We start from the raw sequence: 24,595 nt of genomic DNA, 5'->3' as shown, positions 1-24,595 counted from the left end.
GCCTCTGATGTTCGCCAGCGTGCGCGGGTGCGGGCGAGGAGCGGCTGGGCCCGTCGCGCCCAGCCGTGCCCGGCAGCGTGTGCCCTGTCGCTCGGACGTTTCCGACCCGCACCGTGCCGGCCCGGATGTGCGGGCGGTGGTGGCGCGCCTGAGGCTCGCCGGAGTGCGCGCCTGTGGGTTGGCTGCTCGCTCCGACGTCAGTCGCGCCCGGCAGCGCGCGTGCTGTCGCTCGGACGTTCCGACCCGCGCCGACCCGGATGTGCGGGCGGTGGTGGCGCCGCGCCTGAGGCTCGCCAGGGTGCGCGCCTGTGGGTTGGCCGCTCGCTCCGACGTCAGTCGCGCCCGGCAGCGCGCGTGCTGTCGCTCGGACGTTTCCGACCCGCACCGTGCCGGCCCGGAGCTGGGGTGGTGACGGGCTCGGGGTTTCTTGGGCTTCGGCTCGGGCCGGGGGTCGGCCTCATGGTTCCGACGTCTCCGACTCCAGTCGGGAGCGGGTTTCGAGGTCGTAGACGCCGTGCTGCTGGGTCTGGATGCCTCGGGCCTGCTGGTAGCGGGTGACCGCGTCCTCGACGCCCTCGTCGTAGTGGCCGGACGCCTTGCGCGTGTAGAGGCCGAGTTGGGTCAGGCGCAGTTCCAGTTCCTTCACCTCGGGGCCGCTGTCGCCGCGGCGCAGAACGGGCGGGCGGGTGCGCTGGTCGCTGCCGGCGCTGATCGTGTCGGTCGCCGAGGCCGTGGGCGTCGGGGTGGCCGGAGTCCGCGTGCGGGCCACGGAGGGCGACGGCGAGGCGCTCGTGGAGGGCGCCGAGACCGAGGGGGACGGTGTCGTGCCCGTGGGCGCCGGCGGCGGGACCGGCCGGCCTGCCGGGGCGGACGACGCGGCGGGCGACGTCGGCGTGCTGCTCGTCGGAGGTGCCGGGACGCTCGCCCGGACGTCGTCCGGCAGTGCCGTGTGCCGCGGCGGCGGCTCGTACGAGAACAGCCCGGCGGCCAGTCCCGCCGCGGCCACCACCGCCACGACGGCGCCGCCCGCGGCGAGCAGGACGGTGCGTGTGCGGGGGCGGCGGCGACCGGGGTGCCGTGCCGGGGCCGCCGGAGCGGGGACGGGCTCGGGCGGCGGTCCGGGCGGCCGCGTCGTCTCGAACGGGCGCAGGTCCGGGCCGACCGTCCGTAACGGCATCGTCCCCTCCGCCGCCCCCTCCAGGTCGACGTACGGCCGGATCCGCAGTGGATCGAAGTCCTCCGCGGCGGCCGCCTGCGCCGTACGGGCGTCGCGCAGGGCGTCGGACGCCCTGCGCGCGCAGCCGCACGACGGCGTGTTGTCGCCGCCTCTGGGCGCTCCGCACTCCGGGCACGGCTGACCCTCGGGGTCCGTCACGTGTTCGTCCCTCCCCTCGCGCTCCCCTCGCGAACTCCAGAGATTATGCAGATCTCCTTCACCTCGCCTCCCACAGGCCCCCGGAATCCCGGCTTCCGAGGACTCGACGGGCCATATCCGGTCACTCCGACCACGATGGGAGGTGCGTCGAGGACGCACGGCGACCGTTGGGAGGTCTCATGGCAGGGGATGCGAGCACAGTGACCCGGCACCGGCAGGAGGCGCAGGACCCGCACGTACCGGGGAACGTCCTCGTCTCGATCGGCGCCCTGCTCCTCGGGATGCTGCTCGCCGCGCTCGACCAGACCATCGTCTCGACTGCGCTGCCTACCATCGTCAGCGACCTCGGCGGCCTCGACCACCTGTCGTGGGTGGTGACCGCGTATCTGCTCGCCTCGACCGCCGCGACCCCGCTGTGGGGCAAACTCGGCGACCAGTACGGGCGCAAGAGGCTGTTCCAGACCGCGATCGTGCTCTTCCTCATCGGCTCCGCGCTGTGCGGCATGGCGCAGAACATGCCCGAACTCATCGCCTTCCGGGCGGTCCAGGGGCTCGGCGGCGGCGGGCTCATGGTGCTGTCGATGGCGATCGTCGGGGACGTCGTGCCACCGCGCGAGCGCGGTCGCTACCAGGGGCTGTTCGGGGCCGTGTTCGGGGCGACCAGCGTCCTCGGGCCGCTGCTCGGCGGCCTGTTCACCGAACACCTCAGCTGGCGCTGGGTGTTCTACATCAACCTCCCCGTCGGCGTGATCGCCCTCGCGGTGATCGCGGCCGTGCTGCGCATCCCGCGCAAGCAGACACGGCATGTCATCGACTACCTCGGTACGTTCCTGATCGCGTCCGTCGCCACCTGTCTGGTGCTCGTCGCCTCGCTGGGCGGGACGACCTGGGGATGGGGCTCGGCGCAGATCGTCGGGCTGGCCGTGCTGGGCGTCGTCCTCGCCGTGGCGTTCGTGGCGGTGGAGCGGCGGGCCGCCGAACCCGTGCTGCCGCTGAAGCTGTTCCGGATCCGGACGTTCACCCTGTCGGCGGTCATCAGCTTCATCGTCGGCTTCGCCATGTTCGGCGCGATGACCTACCTGCCGACTTTCCTCCAGGTCGTGCAGGGCGTCACGCCCACCATGTCCGGTGTGCACATGCTGCCCATGGTGTTCGGCCTGCTGCTGTCGTCCACGGGCTCCGGGCAGATCGTCAGCCGGACGGGACGCTGGAAGGTCTTCCCCGTCGTCGGGACGGCCGTCACCACGATCGGGCTGCTTCTGCTGCACCGGCTCGACGAGAACAGCTCCACGTTCGAGATGAGCGCCTACTTCTTCGTCTTCGGCCTCGGACTCGGCCTGGTCATGCAGGTGCTGGTGCTCATCGTGCAGAACGCCGTCTCCTACGAGGACCTCGGCGTCGCGACCTCCGGCGCGACCTTCTTCCGCTCCATCGGCGCCTCCTTCGGCGTGGCGATCTTCGGCACGGTCTTCGCGAGCCGCCTCGGCGACAAGCTGACGGCCGCGTTCAGCGGCGTGAAGCTGCCGGGAGGCGTCTCGGCCGACGCCCTCAAGTCCGACCCGCGCGGCATCGGCTCCCTCCCGCCCGCACTGCGCGCGCCCGCCCTGCACGCGTACGCCTCCTCCATCACCGACGTCTTCCTGTACGCCGCCCCCGTCGCCCTCCTCGGCTTCGTCCTGGCCTGGTTCCTCAAGGAGGACCCGCTGCGCGCCTCCGTCACCGCGCCCGACGTCACCGAGACGCTCGCCAGCAACCCCGTCGAACGGTCCTCCTACGACGAGGTGTGCCGGGCGCTGTCCGTGCTCGGCACGCGCGAGGGACGGCGCAAGGTGTACGAGGAGATCACCGAGCGAGCGGGCTACGACCTGCTGCCCGCGGCCAGTTGGCTGCTGCTGCGCATCCGCCGGTACGGCTGGGCCGAGCCCGCCGTGCTCGCCGAGCGCAGTTCCGTGCCGCTGAACGTCATCATCGAGGCCGCCCGGCAGGTGGAGGTGCGGCACCTCGCGGTGCGGGAGGGGCTGGAACTGGTGCTGACGGACAGCGGGCGGCGGGTCGCCGACCGGCTCGCCGAGGCCCGGGAGGAGTCGCTGGCGCGGCTCCTCGGGGACTGGTGGGGTCCGGGGCGGCCCACGGACCTCGTGCAGTTGGTGCGCGAGCTGAACGGCGAGCTGTGCGGGTCGGAACGGGAGGAGCCGCACAAGGGGGCCGTGGAGGGCACCGGTTGAGCCGGAGCGCCCCTCAGGCCTCCGACGTGGCAGGCACGTCGGAGGGTCCCCGCCGCAGGTCCTTGCGGAACCAGTGCTCGGCGTACGGGTCGTCGTTGTGGGGGGCCGTCTCCTCGTAGCCGAGGCGGGCGTACAGGGCGCGGGCCGCCACCAGGTCGGAGCGGGTGTCCAGGATCAGATGCCGGGCGCCCAGGGCGCGGGCGGCCTCCTCGGCGGCCCGCACCAGCAGGGGCGCGCCGCCCCGGCCCCGCATCCCCTCGTGCACGAACACCCGGGTCAGCTCCGCGGTCTCCGCGTCCAGCAGGCGTACGCCCGCCGAGCCCGCCGGTTCCCCGGCGTGGCGGGCGACCAACAGCTCGCCGGTGGGCGGGGAGAGTTCCGCGCCGGTCGTGGCGGCGATCTCGCGCTCCAGTTCGGCGGGGTCGGTGCGGCGGCCGTGGTGCAGCAGGTACCAGCGGTCGCTGACCTCCGTGTAGTACGCCCGCCACAGGGCCGCGGCCACGGGGGAGTCGTAGGGCTCCGGGGTGATGGTCCAGGTCATGGCCCCCATCTCAGGAGACGGAGCGGCGCGCCCGCAACCGGATATGCGTGACCTCCGGCGAGTCCAGCACCTGGGTCTTCTCCCACTCGATGTGCTGATCGCCCAGGTTGTCGAAGAGGCGACGCCCGCCGCAGGCCAGGACCGGGACGACGTGCAGGAGCAGTTCGTCGAGCAGGCCCGCCCGGATGAACTGCTGGACCAGGTCCGCGCCGCCCGCCAGGGACACGTCCTTCTCGCCGGCGGCCTGCCGGGCCAGTTCCAGGGCGCGCTCGGGGCCCTCGGTGACGAAGTGGAACGTGGTGCCGCCCTTCTTCGGAACGGACGGGCGTGCGTGGTGGGTGACGACGTACACCGGCGCGTGGAACGGGGGCTCGTCGCCCCACGGGATCTCGCCCGTGACGTACATGCCGTGGCCCATGACCACCGCGCCGGGCCGCCGGACGTGCTCGGCGACCAGGTCGTCGTCCGGCCCGGTCAGGCCGCCCTCCATCCCCTGCATCCGGCGGAACGTCCGCAGCCCGTACACCCAGGAGTGCAGCCGCTCCCCGCCGATGCCCAGCGGATGCTCCCGGCCCGACTCCGGGCCCGCGATGTATCCGTCCAGCGACACGGCCAGTCGTGCGATGACCTCACCCATGACGATCCCCTTCGGTACGGGCACCCTCGCGGTGCCTTCGACCTGGCGTCGATCGGGGACGCGGGCGATCGACATTCGGGGCGAAGGATTTTGACACCCGTTTACGCGGGGTGTTCCGGGTCACCCGTTCGAAGAACCGGCCCGTTGGGCCGATACAACGGAAGGCACCCATGTCCACAGGCATGATCATTGCTTTGATCGTGATCGTGGCGGCCGTGGTCGTTGTCGCGGCCGTCCTGACCCTGCGTGCGAAGGGCCCGCACGGCGGCCGGGACCTGAAGCGCCGCTTCGGGCCCGAATACGACCGTACGGTGGCCCGGCACGACGGGGACGCCAAGGCCGCCGAGCGCGAGCTCACCGAGCGCGTGGAACGGCACGGCTCGCTGCGTGAGCGGCCGCTCGACGCGAGTCGGCGGGAACAGTACGAGGCCCGCTGGGCGGCCGCGCAGGAGTGCTTCGTCGACGCGCCCCGGGAGGCGGTCGCCGAGGCGGACCGCCTGATCGCGGAACTGGCCGCCGAGCGCGGCTTCCCGGACGGAGGCCAGTACGAGGAGCAGCTCGCCGCGCTCTCCGTCCACCACGCCCACCACGTCCACGGCTACCGGCACGTCCACCGCGTCGCCCGCGTCGGCGCGGGCGGGCAGGACGGCGACCGGTCCGACACGGAGGAGATGCGGGAGGCCATGGTCGAGGCCCGCGCGCTCTTCGAGGAGCTGACGTCCTCCACCCGGCACCGCGGCGCGAGCGCCGGGAGGGCCGAGCGGGGCGACGAGGTCGCCACCGACGGCGACCTGCGCGCCAATGGGCACCACGAGAACCGCGGCCATCTGCCGTGGGCCTTCAACCGACGTCACGCGAAGGGGAGTTGAGCGACATGACGGACGCTGTGACCGGCCCCGGCACCGGAGCCAGGGGTTCCGAGGACGACGACAGGACCAACCGCCGCACGATCACCCCGACGCCCGCGGAGACAGAGCGGGAAGGTGGGCGCGGTCCCGCGGAGACGGGACGCGACACCGAGGACGGTACGGAGCGGCGGGTCGTGTCGCCCACGCCGCCGGCGGAGACGACCGATGCCCGCAAGGGCAGCGCGTACGACGGCACGGGCGCCGTGACGCACACCGGTGCGCCCACCTCCGGAACCGCCCGTTCCACCGCCGACCTGTCACCCGGCACGGACACCGGTGCCACGGACACGGGTATCGGCGGGTCCGGCACGCACACCGGTGCTACGGGTACCGGTGTCGGCGGGTCCGGCACGCGGGCCGGTGGCACCGGTATCGGCGCCGGCACCGGGACCCCGCTGCTCCCGCACGACGAGTGCGACAAGCTGGAGACGCAGCTGCGGCACGCCGTCGCGGGGTTCGTCGACGGGCCCCGGGACGCCGTTCAGGAGGCCGACCAGGTGCTGGAGGAGATCGCCGGGCGGTTCGCCGAGGCGGTGACCCGGCGGCGCCGGACCCTGCGCATGTCCTGGCAGGACGGCAAGTCCGGCGGCGCGGACGAGGCCGCGCGGACGGACACCGAGCAGCTCAGGCTCGCCCTGAAGGACTACCGCGAGCTGGCCGAACGCCTGCTCCACGGCTGAGACGCCACGGTCACGAGGCCGAGGGGACCTAAGCGGTCTCCTCGGCCTTTCCGATCGTCCTACGCCGCGCGCGCCATTCCCGTACGACCTCTTCGACGTCGTACGGCTTCATCCCGAGAGGGGGCCCCGGCGGCGGCTTGAACATCATGTCGCGGATCTTGACGTTGACGTCCGTGATCAGCTTGCGCGCGATCCGCTCCGAAGGAGCCGCGTACGCCGCCGCGAGCGTGTCCTCGGCCTCCTTGCGCAGCGCGAGGGTCGGCGGCAGCACCGACAGGCCCTCGCGGGCCATCTTCTGCCTGATCCACCACAGTTCGTCGTACGTGGTGTCGGTACCGGGCGGCAACGGCTTCCCCGCGCCCGCGAGTTGGGTGAACTCACCGCGTCTTTCGGCGTCACGGATCTGTTTGTCCACCCAGGACTCGAACGGCACGCCGGGTGGCTTTCGCTCGGTCATGAGTCCATTGTGCCGGACGCCGCAGACCCGGGCGATTTATCATGCGCCCGCTGCGTAAGGACACTTCAAGAGGAGCGCACGTGCTCGAACTGACCATGGCCACCGTCGCCGCGGCGGAAGAGGGGGCCACGGCCGGCATGCAGATGGCCGACGCGCCCAGCGAGCCCGGCGCCGTGCTGCGGGTGGGCCGGGACCGGGCGCTCTGCCGTCTGGTGACGCCCGAGGACTGGCTGTTCGTGTCCCGGGTGCATCTGGAGTTCCAGTGCGGCCCGGAGGGGACCTGGCAGGTCACCTGGCTGCGCGGCTCGCAGGCCGATCCCTCCTCCGAGGTCCGGCTGGTGGTCGGCGAGTACGCCCAGCCCCTCGCCTACGGCGGCACGGTGACGCTGCCCAGAGGCGGCAACGGCGAGATCGTCGTCCGCGACCGCACCGCTTCGAGGAGCGTCAACGTCGGCTTCTACCACGAGTTCTAGCCGCCGGGCCGGGCCCGGCGGCTAGAGGACTCGGACGAGTGCGAAGCCGTCGTGGCCCTTGCCGCTGACCGTCTGGATCGCCGTGCCGCTCAGCCTCGGGTGGCCGCCGATCAGTTCGACGGTGGAGCGGACGCCCCGGATCTCCGGGTCGGTGCTCGCCGCGTCGGTGACCCGGCCGCGCCGTACGACGTTGTCGACGACGATCAGGCTGCCGGTGCGGGTCAGCCGCAGGGCCCACTCCACGTAGTGCGGGTGGTTGACCCGGTCCGCGTCGATGAAGACCAGGTCGAAGGGGGCCGGGTTCTCGTCGGCCAGCTTGGGCAGCGACTCCAGGGCCGGGCCGACCCGCACCTCCACCAGCCGCTCCAGGCCGGCGCGGCCGATGTTGCGGACGGCGATCTCGGCGTTCCCCGCGCTGTACTCCAGGGAGACCAGGCGGCCGTCCTCGGGTAGGGCGCGGGCCAGCCAGATGGTGCTGTAGCCGCCCAGGGTGCCGATCTCCAGGATGGTGCGGGCGCCCTGGATCTCGGCGAGGAGCCGCAGGAACTTGCCCTGGGGCGCGGTGACGGCGATGTGCGGGAGCCCGGCCGCCTCACTGTCACGCAGGGCCGCCCGAAGGGCTTCGTCGTCCTGCGCGAGGTGGGCGGTGAAGTAGTCGTCCACGTCGTGCCACAGCTGAGACTCGCTCATTGACGGTGCCTTTCGTGCGGCGCGGACGGGGACGGTGGTGTGCCCGGGTGCCTACTCTTCCACCGCCGGTGCGGAACCCGGCAGGGGTTTGCCCGCCGACTCGGCCATGAACCACACCGCCACGCCGCCGATCACGGCCGCCGCCATCATGTAGTAGGCGGGCATCATCATGTTCCCGGTGGCGCCGATGAGGGCGGTGACGACCAGCGGGGTGGTGCCGCCGAACAGGGACACCGACACGTTGAAGCCGATCGACAGGGAGCCGTAGCGGACCCGGGTCGGGAACAGGGCCGGCAGCGCGGCCGGCATCGCGGCCGTGAAGCACACCAGCAGCAGGCCGAGCGCGGCCATGCCGAGGCCGACGGCGGCCAGGCTGCCCTGGCGGATCAGCAGGATCGCGGGGACGGACAGGAACAGGAAGCCCGCGCAGCCCGCGGCGATCACCGGCCGGCGGCCGATCCGGTCGGTCAGGGCGCCCGCGAAGGGCTGGACGACCATCATCAGCGCCATCACGCCGAGGACGACGAGCAGGCCGTGCGTCTCGTCGTAGTGGAGCTCACTGGTCAGGTAGCTCGGCATGTACGACAGCAGCATGTAGTCGGTGACGTTGAAGACCAGCACCAGGCCCACGCACAGCAGCAGCGCCTTCCACTGACCCGTGATCATCTCGCGCAGCGGGACCCTCGGACGGGCGGACTCGCTCTTGGCGACCTCCGCCGCGAAGGCCGGGGTCTCCTCCAGGCGCATCCGCAGGTACAGGCCGATGACGCCCATCGGGCCCGCGATCAGGAACGGGATGCGCCAGCCCCAGCTCAGCAGGTCGCCGGAGGACAGCAGGGCGGTCATCAGGGTGACCAGGCCCGCGCCGCCGATGTAGCCGGCGAGCGTGCCGAACTCCAGCCAGCTGCCGAGGAAGCCGCGCCGCTTGTCGGGGGCGTACTCGGCGATGAAGGTGGACGCGCCCGCGTACTCGCCGCCGGTGGAGAAGCCCTGCACCAGGCGGGCCAGGAGCAGCAGCAGCGGCGCGCCGACGCCGATCGTGCCGTACGACGGGATCAGGCCGATGGCGAAGGTGCCCGCCGCCATCATGATCATGGTGAGGGCGAGGACCTTCTGCCGGCCGATACGGTCGCCGAGCGGCCCGAAGACCATGCCGCCGAGCGGACGGACCAGGAAGGCCGCCGCGAAGGCGCCGAAGGTGGACAGCAGCTGGGCGGTGGGGTTGCCGGACGGGAAGAAGACCTTGCCCAGCGTCACCGCTATGTAGCTGTAGACACCGAAGTCGAACCACTCCATCGCGTTGCCCAGCGCGGCGGCCTGCACGGCGCGCCGGACGAGGGCGGGGTCGGTGGCGGTGGCATCGGAGCTGCGGGAGGTGCGGGCCGGGGGAGCTGGGACTGCGGCGGTCGCCAAGACTTCGCTCGCCTACCTTTCGACGGGGACAGGGACGCGGCCCGCCCGGCGACGGTGACGGGGGCCGAAAATCGACCATAGGTGCACTTGTCGCCCTTACGTGTCGCACACAAGTCGTTGCGCAGTGCACCTGAATGGGGTGTGTCCAGGCCCGTATGCCCGCCGGGTAGCGCTCCCGGCGGTGACTCGCTGTGATCCATCTCGCGTCCCATCCGGGCAACCGACCCCCCTGCGCACTATCGTCATTCAGACAAAAGGGGAAAGGACGTCAGGTGAAGCCGGAGTAGCCTGCGTCTCTCCAACGGGGGGCTCACAGGACACCGGGGCGGGAGGCCGACGGGGCGTGGCGAACGTGGAGCACAGGCGACCGGCGGGAGCCTACGGGACGACGGCCGGCGGAGGCCGGCTGCGGGCGGCGCGCCTGGCGCTGTGGCTGTTCGCCGCCCTCCTCGCGGTCCGGCAGGTGGCCGCCGTCCTCGGTACACCCCGGGGTGAGCGGCTGACGGACCTGGAGACCTGGGTGGGTCCCGAAGGCGTCCTGCATGTGAAGGGCTCGCTGTACGACTCGACGCGGTTCACCGGTACTCCTTTCGGGGGACTCGTTCTCAAGCCGCTCACCAGGGCGGCCGAACAGGCCCTCGGCTGGGGCTGGACCTTCGGCACCCTGCTCCTGGTCGTCGCGCTCGGCCTGGTCGCCGCCCGCGCCCTGCCCCAGCCGGTCAGCCGGCGCACCTCGCTGCTCGCCGCGCCGGTCGTGATCAGCCTGCTGATGCTGTCCCTGCCGGTGCGCAACGCGCTCTGGCTCGGCCAGATCAGCATCCTGCCGGTGCTGCTCGTCCTGGTCGGCTGCTTCGTCGTACGCGGGGAGCGCGCCAGCGGCGTGCTGATCGGGCTCGCGGCCGCCTTCCAGCCGACCATCCTGCTCTTCGCGCCCCTGCTGTGGTTCACCGGCCGGCGCCGGCCCGCCGTCGCCACCGGTGCCACGTTCGTCGCGCTGACCGCGCTGGCCTGGGCGGCGATGCCGCACGACTCGTACACCTACTGGGTGCACCACATGGCGGGCACCGGACTCGGCGGCAAGGCCGACGACCTCGCCAACCAGTCCCTGCACGGCGCCCTGCTGCGCCTGGGGCTGACCGGCCCGCTGGAGATCGGCCTGTTCTTCGCGCTGGCCACGGCCCTCGCCGTCGTCGGCGTCCGGCGGGCCGTCCACTACGCCCGCGACGGCCAGCTGCTGCTCGCCGTCGCCGTCACCGGCTGCGCCGCGATCGCCGTGTCCCCGACCACCTGGCAGCACCAGCTGCTGTGGGTGCTGCTCGCGGTCGTCGGACGGGTCGGCAAGCGGGCCTCCGACCGGTACGTGTGGCCGGTCGCCGTGGTCCTGGTGATGACGCTGCCCGCGAAGATGATGCTGCCGAACATGGCGGCGATGGACCCCCTGCGTGACAACGTCGTCCTGCTCGCCGCCCTCGCCGCGGCCGCGGTCGTGCCGTTCCTGACCCGCACCTCGCCGTACTACCAGGCTCCGGTGGCGACCGAGTACGCCGAGCCGGTCCCGGCCCGCCTGCGGCACGTGCCGCTGGTGCCCCGGCTGCGCCGCGTCCTCACCCGCCCCAACCTGCTGCTGGAGCTGCTGCTGATCCGCGTCACGTACGCGGCGTACCAGAGGGTCAGGCTCGCGGCGACCGGCGGTTCGAACGAGGCGGGGCGGGCCCGGGCCGAGCACCACGGCCACCAGATCCTCGACATCGAGCGGTTCCTGCACATCGACGTCGAGCACGCCGTCAACCACGCGGTGGCGAAGGTCGACTGGCTGCGGAGCTTCTACGACTTCTACTACGAGTCGTTCCACTTCGTCGTGCCGCTGACCGTGCTCGCCGTGCTGTACTGGCGCCGCCCGGCCGACTACCGCTGGGCGCGCTCGGCGCTCGGCTTCGCCACCCTGCTCGCGCTCGTCGGCTTCTGGCTCTACCCGCTGGCGCCGCCGCGTCTGCTGCCCGGCCTGGGCATCATCGACACCGTCCACGGCGTCCAGGACTTCTCCAAGCCGAACTACGGCACCCTGACCGCGCTGACCAACCAGTACGCGGCGATGCCCTCGCTGCACTTCGGCTGGTCGCTGTGGTGCGGGGTGGTGATCGCGGTGATCGCGCCCAGGTGGTGGATGAAGGCGCTCGGCCTGCTGCACCCGTTCTTCACGGTCTCGGCGATCGTGGCGACCGGCAACCACTGGGTGCTGGACGCTGTGGGCGGCGCCGCGGTCGTGGGCGCGGGCTTCGGGCTGACGTACCTGCTGCAGGGGCCGCGGGCACGTGGGGCCGGGGCGCCGCCTGCCGGTGATCCGTCCCAGGAGACCGTTGCCGCCGGTCTCGGGGGAGGCAGAAGCGGGGCGTAGGGGGGATGCTCCTGCCTCCCTCGAGATCGGCGGGACGGGCCGGCGGCTCCGGGATGCCGCCGGCCCGAGCAGCCGGGAGACCGGTCAGCCCGTCTCGACCATCAGGTGCTTCACGCCGTTGATCCAGGCCGAGCGCAGGCGGTCGGGGTCGCCCGCCAGGGTGAGGCCGGGCAGGGCGTCGGCGATGGCGTTGAAGATGAGGTCGATCTCCAGGACCGCGAGGGACTTGCCCAGGCAGTAGTGGGGACCGCCGCCGCCGAAGCCGAGGTGGGGGTTGGGGTCGCGCAGGATGTCGAAGGTGTCGGGGTCGGTGAACACCTCCGGGTCGTGGTTGGCGGCGGCGTAGAAGACGCCGACCCGGTCGCCCTTCCTGATCCGCTTCCCGCCGAGTTCGAGGTCCTGGGTGGCGGTGCGCTGGAAGGCGTTGACGGGGGTGGCCCAGCGGACGATCTCCTCGGCCGCCGTCTCCGGGCGCGTCCGCCTGTACAGCTCCCACTGGTCGGGGTGGGTGAGGAACGCGTGCATGCCGTGGGTGATGGCGTTGCGGGTGGTCTCGTTGCCGGCCACGGCCAGCATCAGCACGAAGAACCCGAACTCGTCGGAGTTGAGGTTGCCCTCGTCCTCGGCGGAGACCAGCGTGGTGACGATGTCCTTGGCCGGGCATGCCTTGCGGTCGGCGGCCATGTTCATGGCGTAGGCGATGAGTTCGGTGGCCGACTCGGCGCCGACCTCCTCGGTGATGGCGTATTCGGGATCGTCGTAGGCGATCATCTTGTTCGACCAGTCGAAGATCTTGGCCCGGTCGTCCTGCGGGATGCCGATGAGCTCCGCGATGGCCTGCAGCGGCAGTTCACAGGCGACCTCGGTGACGAAGTCGAAGGGCCCGGAGCGGCCGCGGGCCGAGCGGGCGATGGCGTGGGCCCGCTCGCGCAGCCGGTCCTCCAGCGCCCGGATGGCGCGCGGGGTGAAGATGCGCTGCACGATCTGGCGGACGCGCGTGTGCTCGGGCGGATCCATGTTCAGCAGGATCAGCCGCTGGGCGTCGATCGCGTCGCGCTCGATGTGCTCGTTGAAGCGGATGATCGCCGTGTTGAGGTACGAGGAGAACAGCTCGGGGTGCGTGGAGACGTACTTGACGTCGGCGTGCCGGGTCACGGCCCAGTAGCCCTCGTCCCGGAAGCCGGCGACGTTGCCCGGCTGAGAGACCCAGCGCACGGGCTCGGCCCGGCGCAGCTCGGCGAACTCCGGCAGGGGCACACGGGCTTGCAGCAGGTCGGGGTCGGTGAAGTCGAACCCGTCGGGCAGAGCTGGACAGGGCATGGGCGACTCACTCCAGCCGGTGTTCTGACGGTCCATCAGGTTTGCCGTGAAGGTAGTAACGGGTTCTACAAGGTGCAAGGGGTACGGCAGGCCCAATTGCGTGCACGGCTCTTGCGGTTGTGCACGCCCTGTCAGCAGACTGCTGGCAGAACTAGAACACGTACTAGTTCAGCGTGGCGGGGCCGGCCGGGACGCCCCCGCGCCGCGCGGGTACCGGAGGAGAGGATCCCCCCATGGCCGCGGAACCCGTGATCGTCGAAGCCGTACGCACCCCCATCGGCAGGCGCGGCGGAGCGCTCGCCAACCTGCACCCCGCCTACCTCCTGGGCGAGACCTACCGTGAACTCCTCGGCCGCACCGGCATCCCCGCCGACGCGGTCGAACAGATCGTGGGCGGCACCGTCACCCACGCCGGCGAACAGTCCATGAACCCCGCGCGCACGGCCTGGCTGGCCATGGGGCTGCCGTACGAGACGGCGGCGACGACGGTCGACTGCCAGTGCGGCTCCTCGCAGCAGGCCTCGCACATGACCGCCAACATGATCGCGGCCGGCGTCATCGACGTGGGCATCAGCTGCGGTGTCGAGGCGATGTCCCGGGTCCCGCTGGGATCGGGGTCCAAGCACGGGCCCGGCAAGCCGTTCCCGGACGAGTGGAACGTGGATCTGCCGAACCAGTTCGAGGCGGCCGAGCGGATCGCGCGCCATCGCGGGCTGACCCGCGAGAACGTCGACTCGCTGGGACTGATCTCGCAGGAGCGGGCGGCCGTGGCGTGGTCGGAGGAGCGCTTCAAACGGGAGACCTTCGCCGTCCAGGTCCCGACCACCGAGGACGAGCAGCGCGCCGGACAGGGCATGTGGCGGCTCGTCGACCGGGACGAGGGCCTGCGCGACACCTCCATGGAGGCCCTGGCCGGCCTGAAGCCGGTGATGCCGACGGCCGTCCACACGGCCGGCAACTCCTCCCAGATCAGCGACGGCGCGTCCGCGATCATGTGGGCGTCGAAACGGATGGCGCGGGCCCTGAAGCTGCGGCCGAGGGCGCGGATCGTGGCCCAGGCACTGGTCGGCGCCGACCCGCACTTCCACCTCGACGGCCCCATCGACGCGACCCGCGCGGTACTGGGCAAGGCGGGCATGACGCTGAAGGACATCGACCTCGTCGAGATCAACGAGGCGTTCGCGTCCGTGGTGTTGAGCTGGGCGCAGGTCTTCGGGCAGGACCTGGAGAAGGTCAACGTCAACGGCGGCGCGATCGCGCTCGGGCACCCCGTGGGCGCCACCGGGGCCCGGCTCATCACCACCGCTCTGCACGAACTGGAGCGCACGGACAAGGAGTTCGCGCTCATCACCATGTGCGCGGGTGGCGGGCTGGCCACCGGGACGATCATCCAGCGGCTGTAGAAAGTCTGTGGACAGCTGAGGTGCGGGCTGGTCGGATTGCCCGATGCTGATCAGTCTGATCCTCCGCGTCCTCCCCTTTTACCTCCGCGAGCCCCTGGTCATCGCGATCTGCGCCTTCTTCGCCGGCCTGGCCTTCTACTGGTTCTTCACGGTGGGAGGCCTGGCCAGGGGCGGCATGGGGCTGCTGTTCCTGACGGTCGGCACCCTGCGGTTCTTCGTCGCCAGGAAGGAGTGGAGATCCCGCCGCGCGGCGAAGGCGGGAGGTGTCAGCCCGCAGATGTGACGGGAGCGGCCGGGCGGTCCTACTCCCGCCCCGAGGCCACCGCCGCCAGCACCCCCGCCCCCACCGCCGCCACCAGCAGCGGGATGCCCAGCCCGTGGTGGATCATCAGCCACGCGCCCAGGCAGGCGCCCGCCGCCATCGCGACCACCGAGGCCGTACGGCGGGGCGAGTGGGTGCCCTGGCCCCCGCCGGCGCGGGAGTCGGCGGCCAGACCCGTCAGGGTCATGGTGAGGACCGTGGTCGTGAGGTCGGCGATGCCGAGTCGGCGGACCGTGGCGTTGCGCAGGCCCATCGCGAAGGCCGTGAGGGCGATCAGGGCGTAGACGGTCGCCGTCGCGTGCGGGGCGAGGAACGCCGTCAGCGCGGACACGCCCACCAGGGCGGCCTCCGCCGCCAGGATCAGCCGCGCCCAGGTGCGGCGCGAGCCGTCCGCCCGCCGTCGCGCGACCCGGCCTCCCGTCACCGCACCCGCGAGGAAGCAGGCCAGGGAGGTGGCCGTGTGCGGAATGGAGAATCCGGGCGCACCGGCCGCGGCGAAGCCCAGCACGACCACGTTGCCGGTCATGTTCGCGGTGAAGACGTGCCCGAGGCCCAGATAGCTCACCGCGTCGATCAGTCCGCTGACCACCGTCAGCCCCAACAGGACGGGCACCAGCTGCAGTCCGCGGCTCTCGTGTCCGTCGTCGCTCTCACTCACAGGGTCTCCGGTCGTCCGGACGGGCAGGGTGCACCCAAGTCCACCATGCGCGCGGGGGAGTCTCGGATGTCGGCGCGGCCCGCGCGTCCGTAGCGTGCGCGGCATGAGTGACGAGACACGCAAATCACCTGGAAAACACGCCGGTTGGCGCACGCGCCGAGGGCTCGCCGCGGCGGCCGCCCTCCTGCTCGCCGGGCTGGCGGTCGCACCCGCCGCGACGGCGGCCGACGGACAGCGGTCCGGGGTCGGACAGCGGTCCGGGGTCGGACAGCGAACGGAGCACGGGGAGCGAACGGAGCACGGACAGCGAACGGAGCGCGGGGAGCCGTTCTCACGCGGGGAGCTCCTCTCCGTCACCCCGGTCGCCCATCACGACGCCGGGCAGGTCCGGCGGTTCCTCGACGAGCGGGGCATAGCCGCAGACCCCGTGCGGTACGGCGTCCGCGCCTACCGGCTGACGTACCGGACCGTGGACCCGTACGGGAAACCGACCACCGCGACCGGGCTGCTCACCCTCCCCACCGGCGGGGCCCGTCGCCTCGACCTCGTGTCCGACACCCACGGCACCATGGTCAAGCGCAGCTACGCGCCCTCCGCTAGCGAGGACTTCGGCCGGGTGCCGTCGTATCTGAACGCGGGCGCGGGCCGCGCGGTCGCCGCGCCCGACTATCTGGGGCTGGGGGAGGGGCCAGGACCGCACCCCTACATGGACACCCGCTCCTCCGTCACCGCGTCCCTCGACATGCTGCGGGCCGCCCGGACGGCGGCCGGCCGGCTCGGACGGCCGCTGACGGGCGCGGTGTACGCCACCGGGTTCTCACAGGGCGGGCAGGTCGCGATGGCGCTCGGCAAGGCGCTGCGGGCGGGGGCGGACGGGCACTTCCGGCTGAAGGCCATCGCACCGATCAGCGGCCCCTACGACCTGGAGGGCCAGGAGATGCCGGCCCTGTACGACGGGCGGGTCAACGACACCAGTGGCGTGCTGTACCTCTCCTACTGGCTGACGGCCCAGAACCGGCTGCACCCCCTCTACCGGGACCCGGCCGACGTCTTCCGCGCCCCCTACGCGGACCGTGTCGCCGCCCTCTTCGACGGAACGCACGAGGAGGAGGACGTAGTCCGCCATCTGGCGCCCTCGGTGAAGCAGCTGCTCACGCCCGCCTTCTACGAGCGGTTGCGGCACCCGAACGGCCCGCTCCTCGCCGCGATCCGCGCGGCCGACCACACCTGCGACGGGAAACCGGACGTGCCGGTGCGGCTGTACGCGGGGGCGGCCGACACCGACGTGCCGATCGGGAACGCGGAGAGTTGCGCCGCGCGGCTGGCCGGGCACGGCGAGCCGGTGCCGGTGGTGAACCAGGGGGACGTCGACCACTTCGGATCGTTCGCCGTGTCGGCGCCCGAGGTGACGCGCTGGTTCGACGCGCTCAGCTCGCCGCCCGGCGCACGAGGTCGGTGATCCGGGCCTCGGTCTCGGGGGTGAGGGCGGTGACGGCGAAGGCGGTCGGCCACATGTCGCCGTCGTCGAGGGTGGCCGGGTCGTTGAAGCCGAGGGTGGAGTAGCGGGCCTTGAACTTGCCCGACGGCTGGAAGAAGCAGACGATCTTGCCGTTCCTGGCGTAGGCGGGCATGCCGTACCAGGTCTTCGGTGCGAGCTCGGGCGCGGCGGCCTTGACCAGGGCGTGGATGCCCTCGGCGAGGAGGCGGTCCTCCTCGGGCATCTCCGCGATCTTCGCCAGCACCTCGGCCTCCGGGTCCGCCTTCGCCTTGGTGGCGCGCGAGCCGCCGCGTGCGCTCGACTTCAGCTCCTTGGCGCGCTCCTTCATCGCGTCGCGCTCCTCTGCGGTGAAGCCGTCGTACTTCTCGCCGGTCGTCGCCTTCGTGGCCATGGCAGATCTCCTCCGTCGCGAGCCCGTCCCGCTGCCCTCCCATGCTAGGAATCGGCGCCAGCGGGGCGCTTCTCGAAAACTGACCGATGGCCGGGTACGGCGGAAGGGCGCCTCCCGTGCCCGTCGGCACGGAAGGCGCCCTTCGCCCGTGATGCTGGTGCTGCGGCTCAGTACCAGCCGTTGGCCTGCCAGAAGGACCAGGCGCCGGTCGGGCTGCCGTAGCGGGAGTTCATGTAGTCCAGACCCCACTTGATCTGGGTCTTGGCGTTGGTCTTCCAGTCCGCGCCGGCGGAGGCCATCTTCGAGCCCGGCAGCGCCTGGACCAGGCCGTAGGCGCCGGAGGAGGAGTTGGTCGCGGTGACGTTCCAGCCGCTCTCGTGCTCGACGATCTTGCTGAAGGCGGCGTACTGCGCGGCGTTCGGGATCATCTGGTGCGCGATCGTCCTGGCCTCGGCGGCCGAGTTGGCGGTCGCCGCGTGCGCGGGGGCCGCGGTCAGCACCATGCCGGTGGTGGCGGCCACGGCGACGCCGGCGAGAGCCTTCTTCGGGGACGAGATGCGGCGGGCGATGCGGGAGACGAGCACGGGAAACCTTTTCTTCGGGGACAGGGTGTCGGGCACGGACACGGACCGGGTCCGGGGACCCGGGTCGTGCGTCGGCGCCGAGGCCTTGGGGGCTCGTCGGCGCCGTGCGACGTCGTCCAGAGAAACAGGCTCGCGGGATGTCCGCAAAGACCCCTTTTACTAGTTGTGGCCGCATCTGGGGTGCGGGCGACTGTTGTGATCTGGCTCTCAAAGCGCAGGTCAGGCGCCGTTATGTCGTGGACATGGCGTCCGATATGCACTACTAGGTCAGATCGTGGGTGATGTGGGTCATGTGGGGCGGTTCACCGCTCAACGAGCCTCGAATGTGACCGCGGTCTCGAAAGCCGCCCGCCGTGTGGCTCTGCGTAGCGCCTTGAGCACGGCCGGACCGAGGGTCAGGGTCAGTACGACGGTGACCACGGCCCGGCCCAGGTCCCAGCCCAGCGAGGTGGCCGCGCAGTACGCGAGGAACCGGGCGAGATTGGCCGGGACGGCGGCGTGCGGGTCGAAGGAGATGTTCGACGCCAGGGCCCCCATGAAGGGCCAGCCGGCCAGGTTCATGATCGTGCCGTAGGCGAAGGCGGCGAGGAAGCCGTAGGCGGCGAGCAGGGCGAGCTCGCCGCGGCCCCGCAGCCGGCCGGAGCCCGGGAGCAGCCCGGACCCCATCGTGAACCAGCCCATCGCCAGCATCTGGAAGGGCATCCACGGACCGACCCCGCCCGTCAGCAGCGCCGACGCGAACATCGTCAGCGAGCCGAGGGTGAAGCCGAAGCCGGGACCCAGGACCCGCCCGCTGAGCACCATCAGGAAGAACATCGGCTCGATGCCGGCGGTCCCCGCCCCGAGCGGCCGCAGGGCTGCGCCGGTCGCGGCGAGCACGCCCAGCATGGCCACGGCCTTCGGGCCGAGGCCCGACTCGGAGATCGTCGCCGCCACGACGGCGACGAGCAGCACGAGGAGCCCGGCGAACAGCCACGGGGCGTCCTGCGCGTGCGCGGCGAGACCGGAGCCCGGCGGGGCGAGAAAGGGCCATCCGAAGGCCACGACCCCGACCGCACTGACGAGGGCGAGAGCGGCGAGCGAGCGGGGACCCAGACGAACGGCGGCGGCACGCGGGGCGGCTGCGCTACGCGCAGCATGGGTGGCATGGGTGGCATGGGTGGCATGCGCGGCACGGGTGGCATGCGCGGCACGGGTGGCGCGCGCGGACGGGGGCGGGGTGGCTGTGTCTGGGGTGGCCGGGTCTGGGGTGGCCGGGTCTGGGGTGGCCGGGCCAGGGATGGAGGGCCCAGGGGTGTCCGGGCCGGGGTCGGTCGGGCTGGGGGCGTCCGGGCCAGGGTCGGTCGGGCTGGGGTCGGTCGGGCTGGGGGTGTCCGGGCCGGGGGTGTCCGGGCCAGGGGTGTCCGGGCCGGGGGCGTCCGGGCCAGGGTCGGTCGGTCCGGGGGTGTCCGGGCCAGGGTCGGTCGGGCCAGGGAGGGTCGGTCCGGGGGTGTCCGGACCAGGGTCGGTCGGGCCTGGGGTGGCCGGGCCAGAGGTGGGGGGCCCAGGGGCGGCTGGGCCGGCGGTGGAAGGCCCAGGGGCGGCTGGGCCGGCGGTGGAGGGGGCAGGGGCGCCTGGGCCGGCGGTGGAGGGGGCAGGGACGACCGGGCCAGGGGTGTCCGGGTTCATCCGAGGGCCTTCCGTACCTGGGTGACCGTGAGCCAGGGGCGTGGGGCGAGGATCTTCGTGACCTGCGGGGCGAAGGAGGGGGAGGAGACCACGACGTCCGCGGTCGGGCCGTCGGCGATCACCTCGCCCTCCGCGAGGAGGATCACGCGGTCGGCGAGCTCCGCGGCCAGCTCCACGTCGTGCGTCGCGAGGACGATCGCGTGACCGTCGGCCGCGAGGCCGCGCAGCAGGGTGACCAGGCGGGCCTTCGCGGCGTAGTCCAGCCCTCGCGTCGGCTCGTCGAGGAGGAGCAGCGGCGGACGGGCGGTCAGGACCACGGCCAGCGCGAGCGTGAGCCGCTGCCCCTCCGAGAGGTCCCGGGGGTGGGTGTCGTCGGGGACGCCGGGCAGCAGCCGGGACAGCAGGGCGCGGCAGCTGCCCGGGGCTGCCTGGGCGTCCCGGTCGGCCGCCGCGCACTCGGCGGCGACCGTGTCCGCGTAGAGGAGGTCGCGGGGTTCCTGCGGGACCAGGCCCACGTGGCGCACCAGATCCCGGGGCGGGGTGCGCTGCGGGACGAGACCGCCGACGCGGACCGCGCCCGCGGTGGGCTCGACGAGGCCCACGAGGGTGTTGAGCAGGGTGGACTTCCCGGCGCCGTTGCGGCCCATCAGGGCGACGGTCTCACCGGCGGTGAGGGTGAGACCGACCTCGTGGAGCGCCTCGGTGTGCGCACGGCGGACGGTCAGGGCACGCACCTCGGCGGCCTGGCCGGACCCCGGAGCCGGTTCGGCCGTGACCTTGCGGCGGCCGAGGAACCAGCGCGGTCCACGGGGGCGGGCGGCCGGCGAGGTCCCGTTCGTCTTCGGGCCGTGGGCCGCCTCGGCGGCGAGGCGGCCGGCGCGTGGTGCGGGCTCGGGCAGCCGCTCGCGCAGTCCGGCCGCCCTGCGGCGGGCGTCCCTGACCGTCAGCGGCAGAGGGGACCAGCCCGCCAGCCGCCCCAGCTCCACCACCGGCGGACACACGGGGGACACGGCCATCATCTCCGCGGGCGCGCCCAGCAGCGGGGCCTCACCCGGGGCCGGCAGGACCGCCACGCGGTCGGCGTACTGGATGACGCGTTCCAGGCGGTGTTCCGCCATGAGGACCGTCGTGCCCAGGTCGTGGACCAGGCGCTGGAGGACCGCGAGGACCTCCTCGGCCGCCGCCGGGTCCAGGGCCGACGTCGGTTCGTCGAGGACCAGGACCCGCGGATGCGGAGTGAGGACCGAGCCGATGGCCACGCGCTGCCGCTGCCCGCCGGACAGGGTGGCGAGGGAACGGTCGCGGAGGTCGGAGAGGCCGAGGAGATCCAGCGTCTCCTCGACCCGGCGGCGCATCACCGCCGGGGCCAGCCCCAACGACTCCATCCCATAGGCCAGTTCGTCCTCGACCGTGTCCGTCACGAAGTGGGAGAGCGGGTCCTGGCCCACCGTGCCCACCACGTCCGCCAGTTCGCGGGGCTTGTGGGTGCGGGTGTCGCGGCCCGCCACCATGACCCGGCCGCGCAGGGTGCCGCCCGTGAAGTGGGGGACGAGGCCGCTGACGGTGTTGAGGAGGGTCGACTTGCCGGTGCCGGACGGGCCGACCAGCAGCACGAGTTCGCCTTCCGGGACCTCGAAGTCCACGTCCACGAGGGCGGGTTCGGCCGCCCCGTCGTAGGTCACCGAGACGTCCTCGAAGCGGATCACGACGGCTCCTTGGGAGTGGGGGCCACGAAGGCGGGCAGCAGGGCGACGAGTACGGCCGCCGCCGGCCAGAGGGGCAGAGTCGGGGCCGTGAGCGGGACGACGGCGGGGGCCAGCGCGGCCGGGTCGGTCGCGGCGGCCAGCGTGAGCAGCGCGGCGGGCACGGCACCGGAGGCCGTCACCAGCCAGGCGCGCGCATCCCAGCGGTCGGGGCGGTACCGCGTGCGCGGACTGCGACGACCGCCCAGGCGGAGACCGGCGAGGGACGCGGTGACGCCGGCGAGGAGAAGGGGCAGTCCGTAGGTGCCGGCTTCGGCGGTGAGCAGTCCGTACGTCCCCGCGCAGACGCCGAGCAGGCCACCGAGGGTGAGCGCGGCGGTCGTACGGCGCACGGGGGCGGGAACCTCGGCGGTACGGCCGTAGCCTCGGGCGTCCATGGCCGCGGCGAGGGCCACGGACCGTTCCAGGGCGCCTTCCAGGACGGGCAGGCCCACCTGGAGGAGACCGCGGACGCCGCTGTCGGGGCGGCCCCGCAACCGGCGGGCGGCGCGCAGACGCTGGACGTCGGCGATGAGGTGCGGCGCGAAGGTCAGGGCCACGACGACGGCCACGCCCGCCTCGTACAGCGCGCCGGGCAGGGACTTCAGCAGCCGGGCCGGGTTGGCGAGGGCGTTCGCCGCGCCCACGCAGATGAGCAGGGCGGCGAGCCGCAGGCCGTCGTAGAGGGCGAACAGCAGCGACTCGGCGGTGACCGCACCGCCCAGGCGGATGCCCTGCGCCCAGTGCGGGAGCGGGACTTCGGGCAGGGTCACCAGGGTGTGCGTGCCGGGGACGGGGGAGCCGAGGGCGACGGCGAAGACCAGACGGATGAGCAGAACGGCGAGCGCGAGCCGGAGGAAGGCGGTGTAGGAGCGGGCGCCGGGCGTTCGGGGGCGGCAGGTGGAGACGACGTAGGCGGAGGCGGCGATCAGCAGGGCGAGGAGCAGCGGGTTGCCGGCCCGGGTGGCCGCGGTGCCGAGCGCGAGCGACCAGAGCCACCAGGCACCGGGGTGCACATGGGCGCGCCGGTGCCGTGAACGGGGCGGGGGGACGTCCGCCGAGGCCCGCCGTCCCCCGCCCTGTCCGGACCGCTGGGGGCTGTGCGGGTCAGGCATGCCTGCGCCGTCGTGCCTGCCATGCCGCGGCGGCGCCCAGCAGGACGACCGCCCCCGCGCCCGCGTACAGGCCCACCGACGGGCCGCTTCCGCCGCCGTCCGCGTGTTTGTCCCCGGCGGCCGACACCTGCTCGCCGCACCCCTTCGCCGGATAGCCGGCGATCGCGCACAGCAGGGCGTTGGTGTCGTAGCGCAGGGGCCCTGCCACCGCGGCCAGGGCGTCCGCCGTCGTCGCGGCGGACGGCACCCGGGCGCACGCGGTGCGGCGCGCGGGCGGCCGTCCGGCGGACGGGGCGTCCTTCGCCGTACCGAAGTCGATGAGCAGGGCGATCCGCTTCTCGCCCCGCACCGCCGGAGTCCTCGCGCAGATCGTGGCGAAGGACGTGGTGCCGCGCGGCTTGGCCGCGTCCCCCGAGTCCTCGCTCACCGCGAAGCGGAAGCCCTGGACGTCGCCGTCGGAGGGGCGGGCGGTGGCGGGGCCCTGGGTGGCGTAGGTCCAGCGACCGGAGTCGTACGTCCAGAAGGACCAGTAGCGGTATCCGGTCGCCCCGGCCGGTGCGGCGAGGCCCAGGGTGAGGAACAGGGTGGTGAGGACGAGGACCGCGCGGCGGGTCACCGCTGCCGCCTCCTGCCGCGCAGCATCAGCGCGAAGCCGATGAGGGCGCCGACGAGCAGGCCGCCGCCGACCGTCCAGGCGACGTCGAGGCCGCCCTTGTCCTTGCCGTCGGAGGTCTTGCCGTCGGAGGCCTTGGTGTCGTGCGGGCCGGCCGTCGGGTTGCCGTCGGCGCCCGCGGGGGCGGGGCCGGTCGCGTTGAGCTTGGCGACGAGGTCCACGCCGCCGAAGTCGTGGACGTCACCGCCCCGGGCTGCGGACGCGGCGAAGATCAGCTGGGCGTAGGCGCCGGGGCCGGCCTGGGCGGCCCAGCCGGCAGCGTGGGACTCCAGCCAGTGCAGCGGCTTCGCGGCCTGGGAGTTGAGACCCGCGGTGGACAGGGCGACGACCGCGTCGGCCGTGTTGCCGTAGTCGGGCTGGGGCTTGGCGCCGGGGAGGGCGGTGGTGAGGTGACCGCTCTTGGCGAGGGTCTTGGCGAGCCAGGCGGCGCCGTTGTCCGCGGCGGCCGCATCCTCGTGGCCGCCGCCGGGGTTCGCGCAGCCCGCGGGCGCGTGGGTGTCGTCCTGCCTGCTGCCCGCGACCGTCTCGCCGAGCACGCCGAGGACGGCCGCCGCGGTGGCGTCGGCGTTGGCCGCGAGCTTGCCCTTCTTGTCGGGCTGGTAGGCGAAGGCGCCCGCGTCCGGGCCGTCGCAGGGCAGTGCGAGACCGCGCAGGGCGTCGTAGGGGGACTCGCCGTCCTTGCGGAGGTTCGGCACCGTCACGCCGGCCTTGGCCAGGGCGCCGATCACGACGGACGTCGAGTTCGCGTCGCTGGCGCCGCCGGCGGTGAAGCCCCAGCCGCCGTCCTTGTTCTGCACCGACTTCAGCCAGCCGACGGCCCTCTTGACCCCGCCGTCATGGCCGCCGACTTCGGCCAGGGCCTGGACCGCGGCGGCCGTGCTGTTGGTGTCTGCCTTGCAGGGCGTGCCGGCGGTGGCGCGGTAGGCGGCGAAGGAGCCGTCGCCGCACTGCTGTCCGGCCAGCCAGGCCACGGCCGCGTCGGCCGGCTCGACGCCCACCGTGCGCTGCGCGAGCAGGGCGAGCGACTGGCGCCAGACGCCGTCGTAGGTCGGGTCGGAGGTGCCGTAGAGGCCGGCGGGCAGCGAGGCCGAGGGGGACGGCGAGGCGGCCACCGCGGGGGTCGCGCCGCCGAGTACGGCTATGGCGGCCAGTGCCGCGGCGGTGTGACGGATGACGGTCATGATCGGCTGCTGCCTCTCCCTGGGGAGCCGGAAAGCAGCACGGGACAGCCCCGGGCGGCTCGGCTCCGTATACCTCGACGGTGCCGTGTGGCGGCGGGGTGCCGGCACACCTGAGCCGGTCACGATCCGTGTGGGGCACTCCGGCTGGCCGGTCCGGGACGGACCGGGTCACGGTTGCGGGTCAGCGCCGGATTCGCACCGGCTTTCCCCCGTACGGGTGTGTGATGACGACCCCGACACTGTACC

23 protein-coding genes are annotated in these 24,595 nt (G+C 73.0%); 8 read left to right on the top strand and 15 right to left on the bottom strand.

Annotation, left to right across the window (positions count from 1 at the left end; all coding sequences use genetic code 11):
- Window positions 1–457: 457 nt before the first annotated feature.
- Window positions 458–1,375, bottom strand: a complete 918-nt coding sequence (locus LN251_RS06360; RefSeq protein ID WP_458243515.1) for a peptidoglycan-binding domain-containing protein — start codon at window positions 1,373–1,375, stop codon at window positions 458–460.
- Between the two features lie 179 nt (window positions 1,376–1,554).
- Between LN251_RS06360 and LN251_RS06355 the strand changes: the two genes are divergently transcribed.
- Window positions 1,555–3,600, top strand: coding sequence for a DHA2 family efflux MFS transporter permease subunit (locus tag LN251_RS06355; RefSeq protein WP_458243514.1), 2,046 nt, complete (start codon window positions 1,555–1,557; stop codon window positions 3,598–3,600).
- A 13-nt stretch (window positions 3,601–3,613) separates the two neighbouring features.
- On the opposite strand, the gene LN251_RS06350 is transcribed toward LN251_RS06355, so the two are convergent.
- On the bottom strand, window positions 3,614–4,141 hold the full coding sequence (locus LN251_RS06350) for a GNAT family N-acetyltransferase (RefSeq protein ID WP_458243513.1): 528 nt from the start codon (window positions 4,139–4,141) through the stop codon (window positions 3,614–3,616).
- 10 nt (window positions 4,142–4,151) lie between these two features.
- On the bottom strand, window positions 4,152–4,778 hold the full coding sequence (locus tag LN251_RS06345) for a dihydrofolate reductase family protein (protein WP_458243512.1): 627 nt from the start codon (window positions 4,776–4,778) through the stop codon (window positions 4,152–4,154).
- Between the two features lie 170 nt (window positions 4,779–4,948).
- Between LN251_RS06345 and LN251_RS06340 the strand changes: the two genes are divergently transcribed.
- Entirely contained in the window at window positions 4,949–5,647 is a 699-nt protein-coding gene (locus LN251_RS06340; RefSeq protein WP_458243511.1) for a hypothetical protein, read from the top strand.
- 5 nt (window positions 5,648–5,652) lie between these two features.
- Entirely contained in the window at window positions 5,653–6,366 is a 714-nt protein-coding gene (locus tag LN251_RS06335; RefSeq protein ID WP_458243510.1) for a hypothetical protein, read from the top strand.
- Window positions 6,367–6,394: 28 nt separating this feature from the next.
- On the opposite strand, the gene LN251_RS06330 is transcribed toward LN251_RS06335, so the two are convergent.
- On the bottom strand, window positions 6,395–6,823 hold the full coding sequence (locus LN251_RS06330) for a DnaJ family domain-containing protein (protein ID WP_458243509.1): 429 nt from the start codon (window positions 6,821–6,823) through the stop codon (window positions 6,395–6,397).
- An 80-nt stretch (window positions 6,824–6,903) separates the two neighbouring features.
- Between LN251_RS06330 and LN251_RS06325 the strand changes: the two genes are divergently transcribed.
- Window positions 6,904–7,296: a hypothetical protein gene (locus LN251_RS06325; protein ID WP_458243508.1), complete on the top strand. Its 393-nt coding sequence runs from the start codon at window positions 6,904–6,906 to the stop codon at window positions 7,294–7,296.
- A gap of 21 nt (window positions 7,297–7,317) precedes the next feature.
- Here LN251_RS06325 and LN251_RS06320 read toward each other — a convergent pair whose 3' ends face one another.
- The gene (locus LN251_RS06320) at window positions 7,318–7,986 is read right to left on the bottom strand and encodes an O-methyltransferase (protein ID WP_458243507.1); all 669 of its coding nucleotides are present in this window, start codon (window positions 7,984–7,986) and stop codon (window positions 7,318–7,320) included.
- 51 nt (window positions 7,987–8,037) lie between these two features.
- Entirely contained in the window at window positions 8,038–9,399 is a 1,362-nt protein-coding gene (proP, locus tag LN251_RS06315) for a glycine betaine/L-proline transporter ProP (protein WP_458243506.1), read from the bottom strand.
- A 343-nt stretch (window positions 9,400–9,742) separates the two neighbouring features.
- Between proP and LN251_RS06310 the strand changes: the two genes are divergently transcribed.
- A complete protein-coding gene (locus tag LN251_RS06310; RefSeq protein ID WP_458243505.1) occupies window positions 9,743–11,794 on the top strand; it encodes a bifunctional glycosyltransferase 87/phosphatase PAP2 family protein in 2,052 nt (683 codons plus the stop codon).
- Window positions 11,795–11,878: 84 nt separating this feature from the next.
- On the opposite strand, the gene LN251_RS06305 is transcribed toward LN251_RS06310, so the two are convergent.
- Window positions 11,879–13,114: a cytochrome P450 gene (locus LN251_RS06305; protein WP_458243504.1), complete on the bottom strand. Its 1,236-nt coding sequence runs from the start codon at window positions 13,112–13,114 to the stop codon at window positions 11,879–11,881.
- A gap of 233 nt (window positions 13,115–13,347) precedes the next feature.
- On the opposite strand from LN251_RS06305, the gene LN251_RS06300 reads away from it, so the two are divergent.
- On the top strand, window positions 13,348–14,517 hold the full coding sequence (locus LN251_RS06300) for a steroid 3-ketoacyl-CoA thiolase (RefSeq protein ID WP_458243503.1): 1,170 nt from the start codon (window positions 13,348–13,350) through the stop codon (window positions 14,515–14,517).
- Between the two features lie 43 nt (window positions 14,518–14,560).
- Window positions 14,561–14,800 carry a hypothetical protein gene (locus LN251_RS06295; RefSeq protein ID WP_458243502.1) on the top strand — a complete coding sequence of 80 codons (240 nt, stop codon included), beginning with the start codon at window positions 14,561–14,563 and terminating at the stop codon, window positions 14,798–14,800.
- A gap of 19 nt (window positions 14,801–14,819) precedes the next feature.
- Here LN251_RS06295 and LN251_RS06290 read toward each other — a convergent pair whose 3' ends face one another.
- On the bottom strand, window positions 14,820–15,497 hold the full coding sequence (locus LN251_RS06290; protein ID WP_458243501.1) for a YoaK family protein: 678 nt from the start codon (window positions 15,495–15,497) through the stop codon (window positions 14,820–14,822).
- 103 nt (window positions 15,498–15,600) lie between these two features.
- Here LN251_RS06290 and LN251_RS06285 point away from each other — a divergent pair, with 103 nt between their 5' ends.
- Window positions 15,601–16,956 carry an alpha/beta hydrolase gene (locus tag LN251_RS06285; RefSeq protein ID WP_458243500.1) on the top strand — a complete coding sequence of 452 codons (1,356 nt, stop codon included), beginning with the start codon at window positions 15,601–15,603 and terminating at the stop codon, window positions 16,954–16,956.
- Here the strand turns inward: LN251_RS06285 and LN251_RS06280 are convergent.
- The 7 genes from LN251_RS06280 to LN251_RS06250 all read right to left on the bottom strand — a co-directional run bounded on the left by LN251_RS06280 (window position 16,925) and on the right by LN251_RS06250 (window position 24,349).
- Window positions 16,925–17,386, bottom strand: coding sequence for an iron chaperone (locus tag LN251_RS06280; RefSeq protein ID WP_458243499.1), 462 nt, complete (start codon window positions 17,384–17,386; stop codon window positions 16,925–16,927). The genes LN251_RS06285 and LN251_RS06280 overlap by 32 nt on opposite strands.
- Window positions 17,387–17,553: 167 nt before the next feature.
- The gene (locus tag LN251_RS06275; protein ID WP_458243498.1) at window positions 17,554–17,970 is read right to left on the bottom strand and encodes an aggregation-promoting factor C-terminal-like domain-containing protein; all 417 of its coding nucleotides are present in this window, start codon (window positions 17,968–17,970) and stop codon (window positions 17,554–17,556) included.
- A 309-nt stretch (window positions 17,971–18,279) separates the two neighbouring features.
- Window positions 18,280–19,065, bottom strand: a complete 786-nt coding sequence (locus tag LN251_RS06270; protein WP_458244141.1) for an ECF transporter S component — start codon at window positions 19,063–19,065, stop codon at window positions 18,280–18,282.
- Window positions 19,066–19,634: 569 nt separating this feature from the next.
- The gene (locus tag LN251_RS06265) at window positions 19,635–21,344 is read right to left on the bottom strand and encodes an ABC transporter ATP-binding protein (protein ID WP_458243497.1); all 1,710 of its coding nucleotides are present in this window, start codon (window positions 21,342–21,344) and stop codon (window positions 19,635–19,637) included.
- Window positions 21,341–22,495, bottom strand: a complete 1,155-nt coding sequence (locus LN251_RS06260; protein ID WP_458243496.1) for a CbiQ family ECF transporter T component — start codon at window positions 22,493–22,495, stop codon at window positions 21,341–21,343. The genes LN251_RS06265 and LN251_RS06260 overlap by 4 nt, the downstream gene beginning before the upstream one ends.
- Window positions 22,488–23,111 carry an SCO2322 family protein gene (locus LN251_RS06255; protein WP_458243495.1) on the bottom strand — a complete coding sequence of 208 codons (624 nt, stop codon included), beginning with the start codon at window positions 23,109–23,111 and terminating at the stop codon, window positions 22,488–22,490. Before LN251_RS06255 ends, LN251_RS06260 begins: the two co-directional genes overlap by 8 nt.
- On the bottom strand, window positions 23,108–24,349 hold the full coding sequence (locus tag LN251_RS06250) for a prenyltransferase/squalene oxidase repeat-containing protein (RefSeq protein WP_458243494.1): 1,242 nt from the start codon (window positions 24,347–24,349) through the stop codon (window positions 23,108–23,110). The genes LN251_RS06255 and LN251_RS06250 overlap by 4 nt, the downstream gene beginning before the upstream one ends.
- Window positions 24,350–24,595: the final 246 nt, after the last annotated feature.

The organism is Streptomyces sp. MAI_2237 (assembly GCF_054189285.1).
This window is presented reverse-complemented; position numbering and strand designations above follow the sequence as displayed.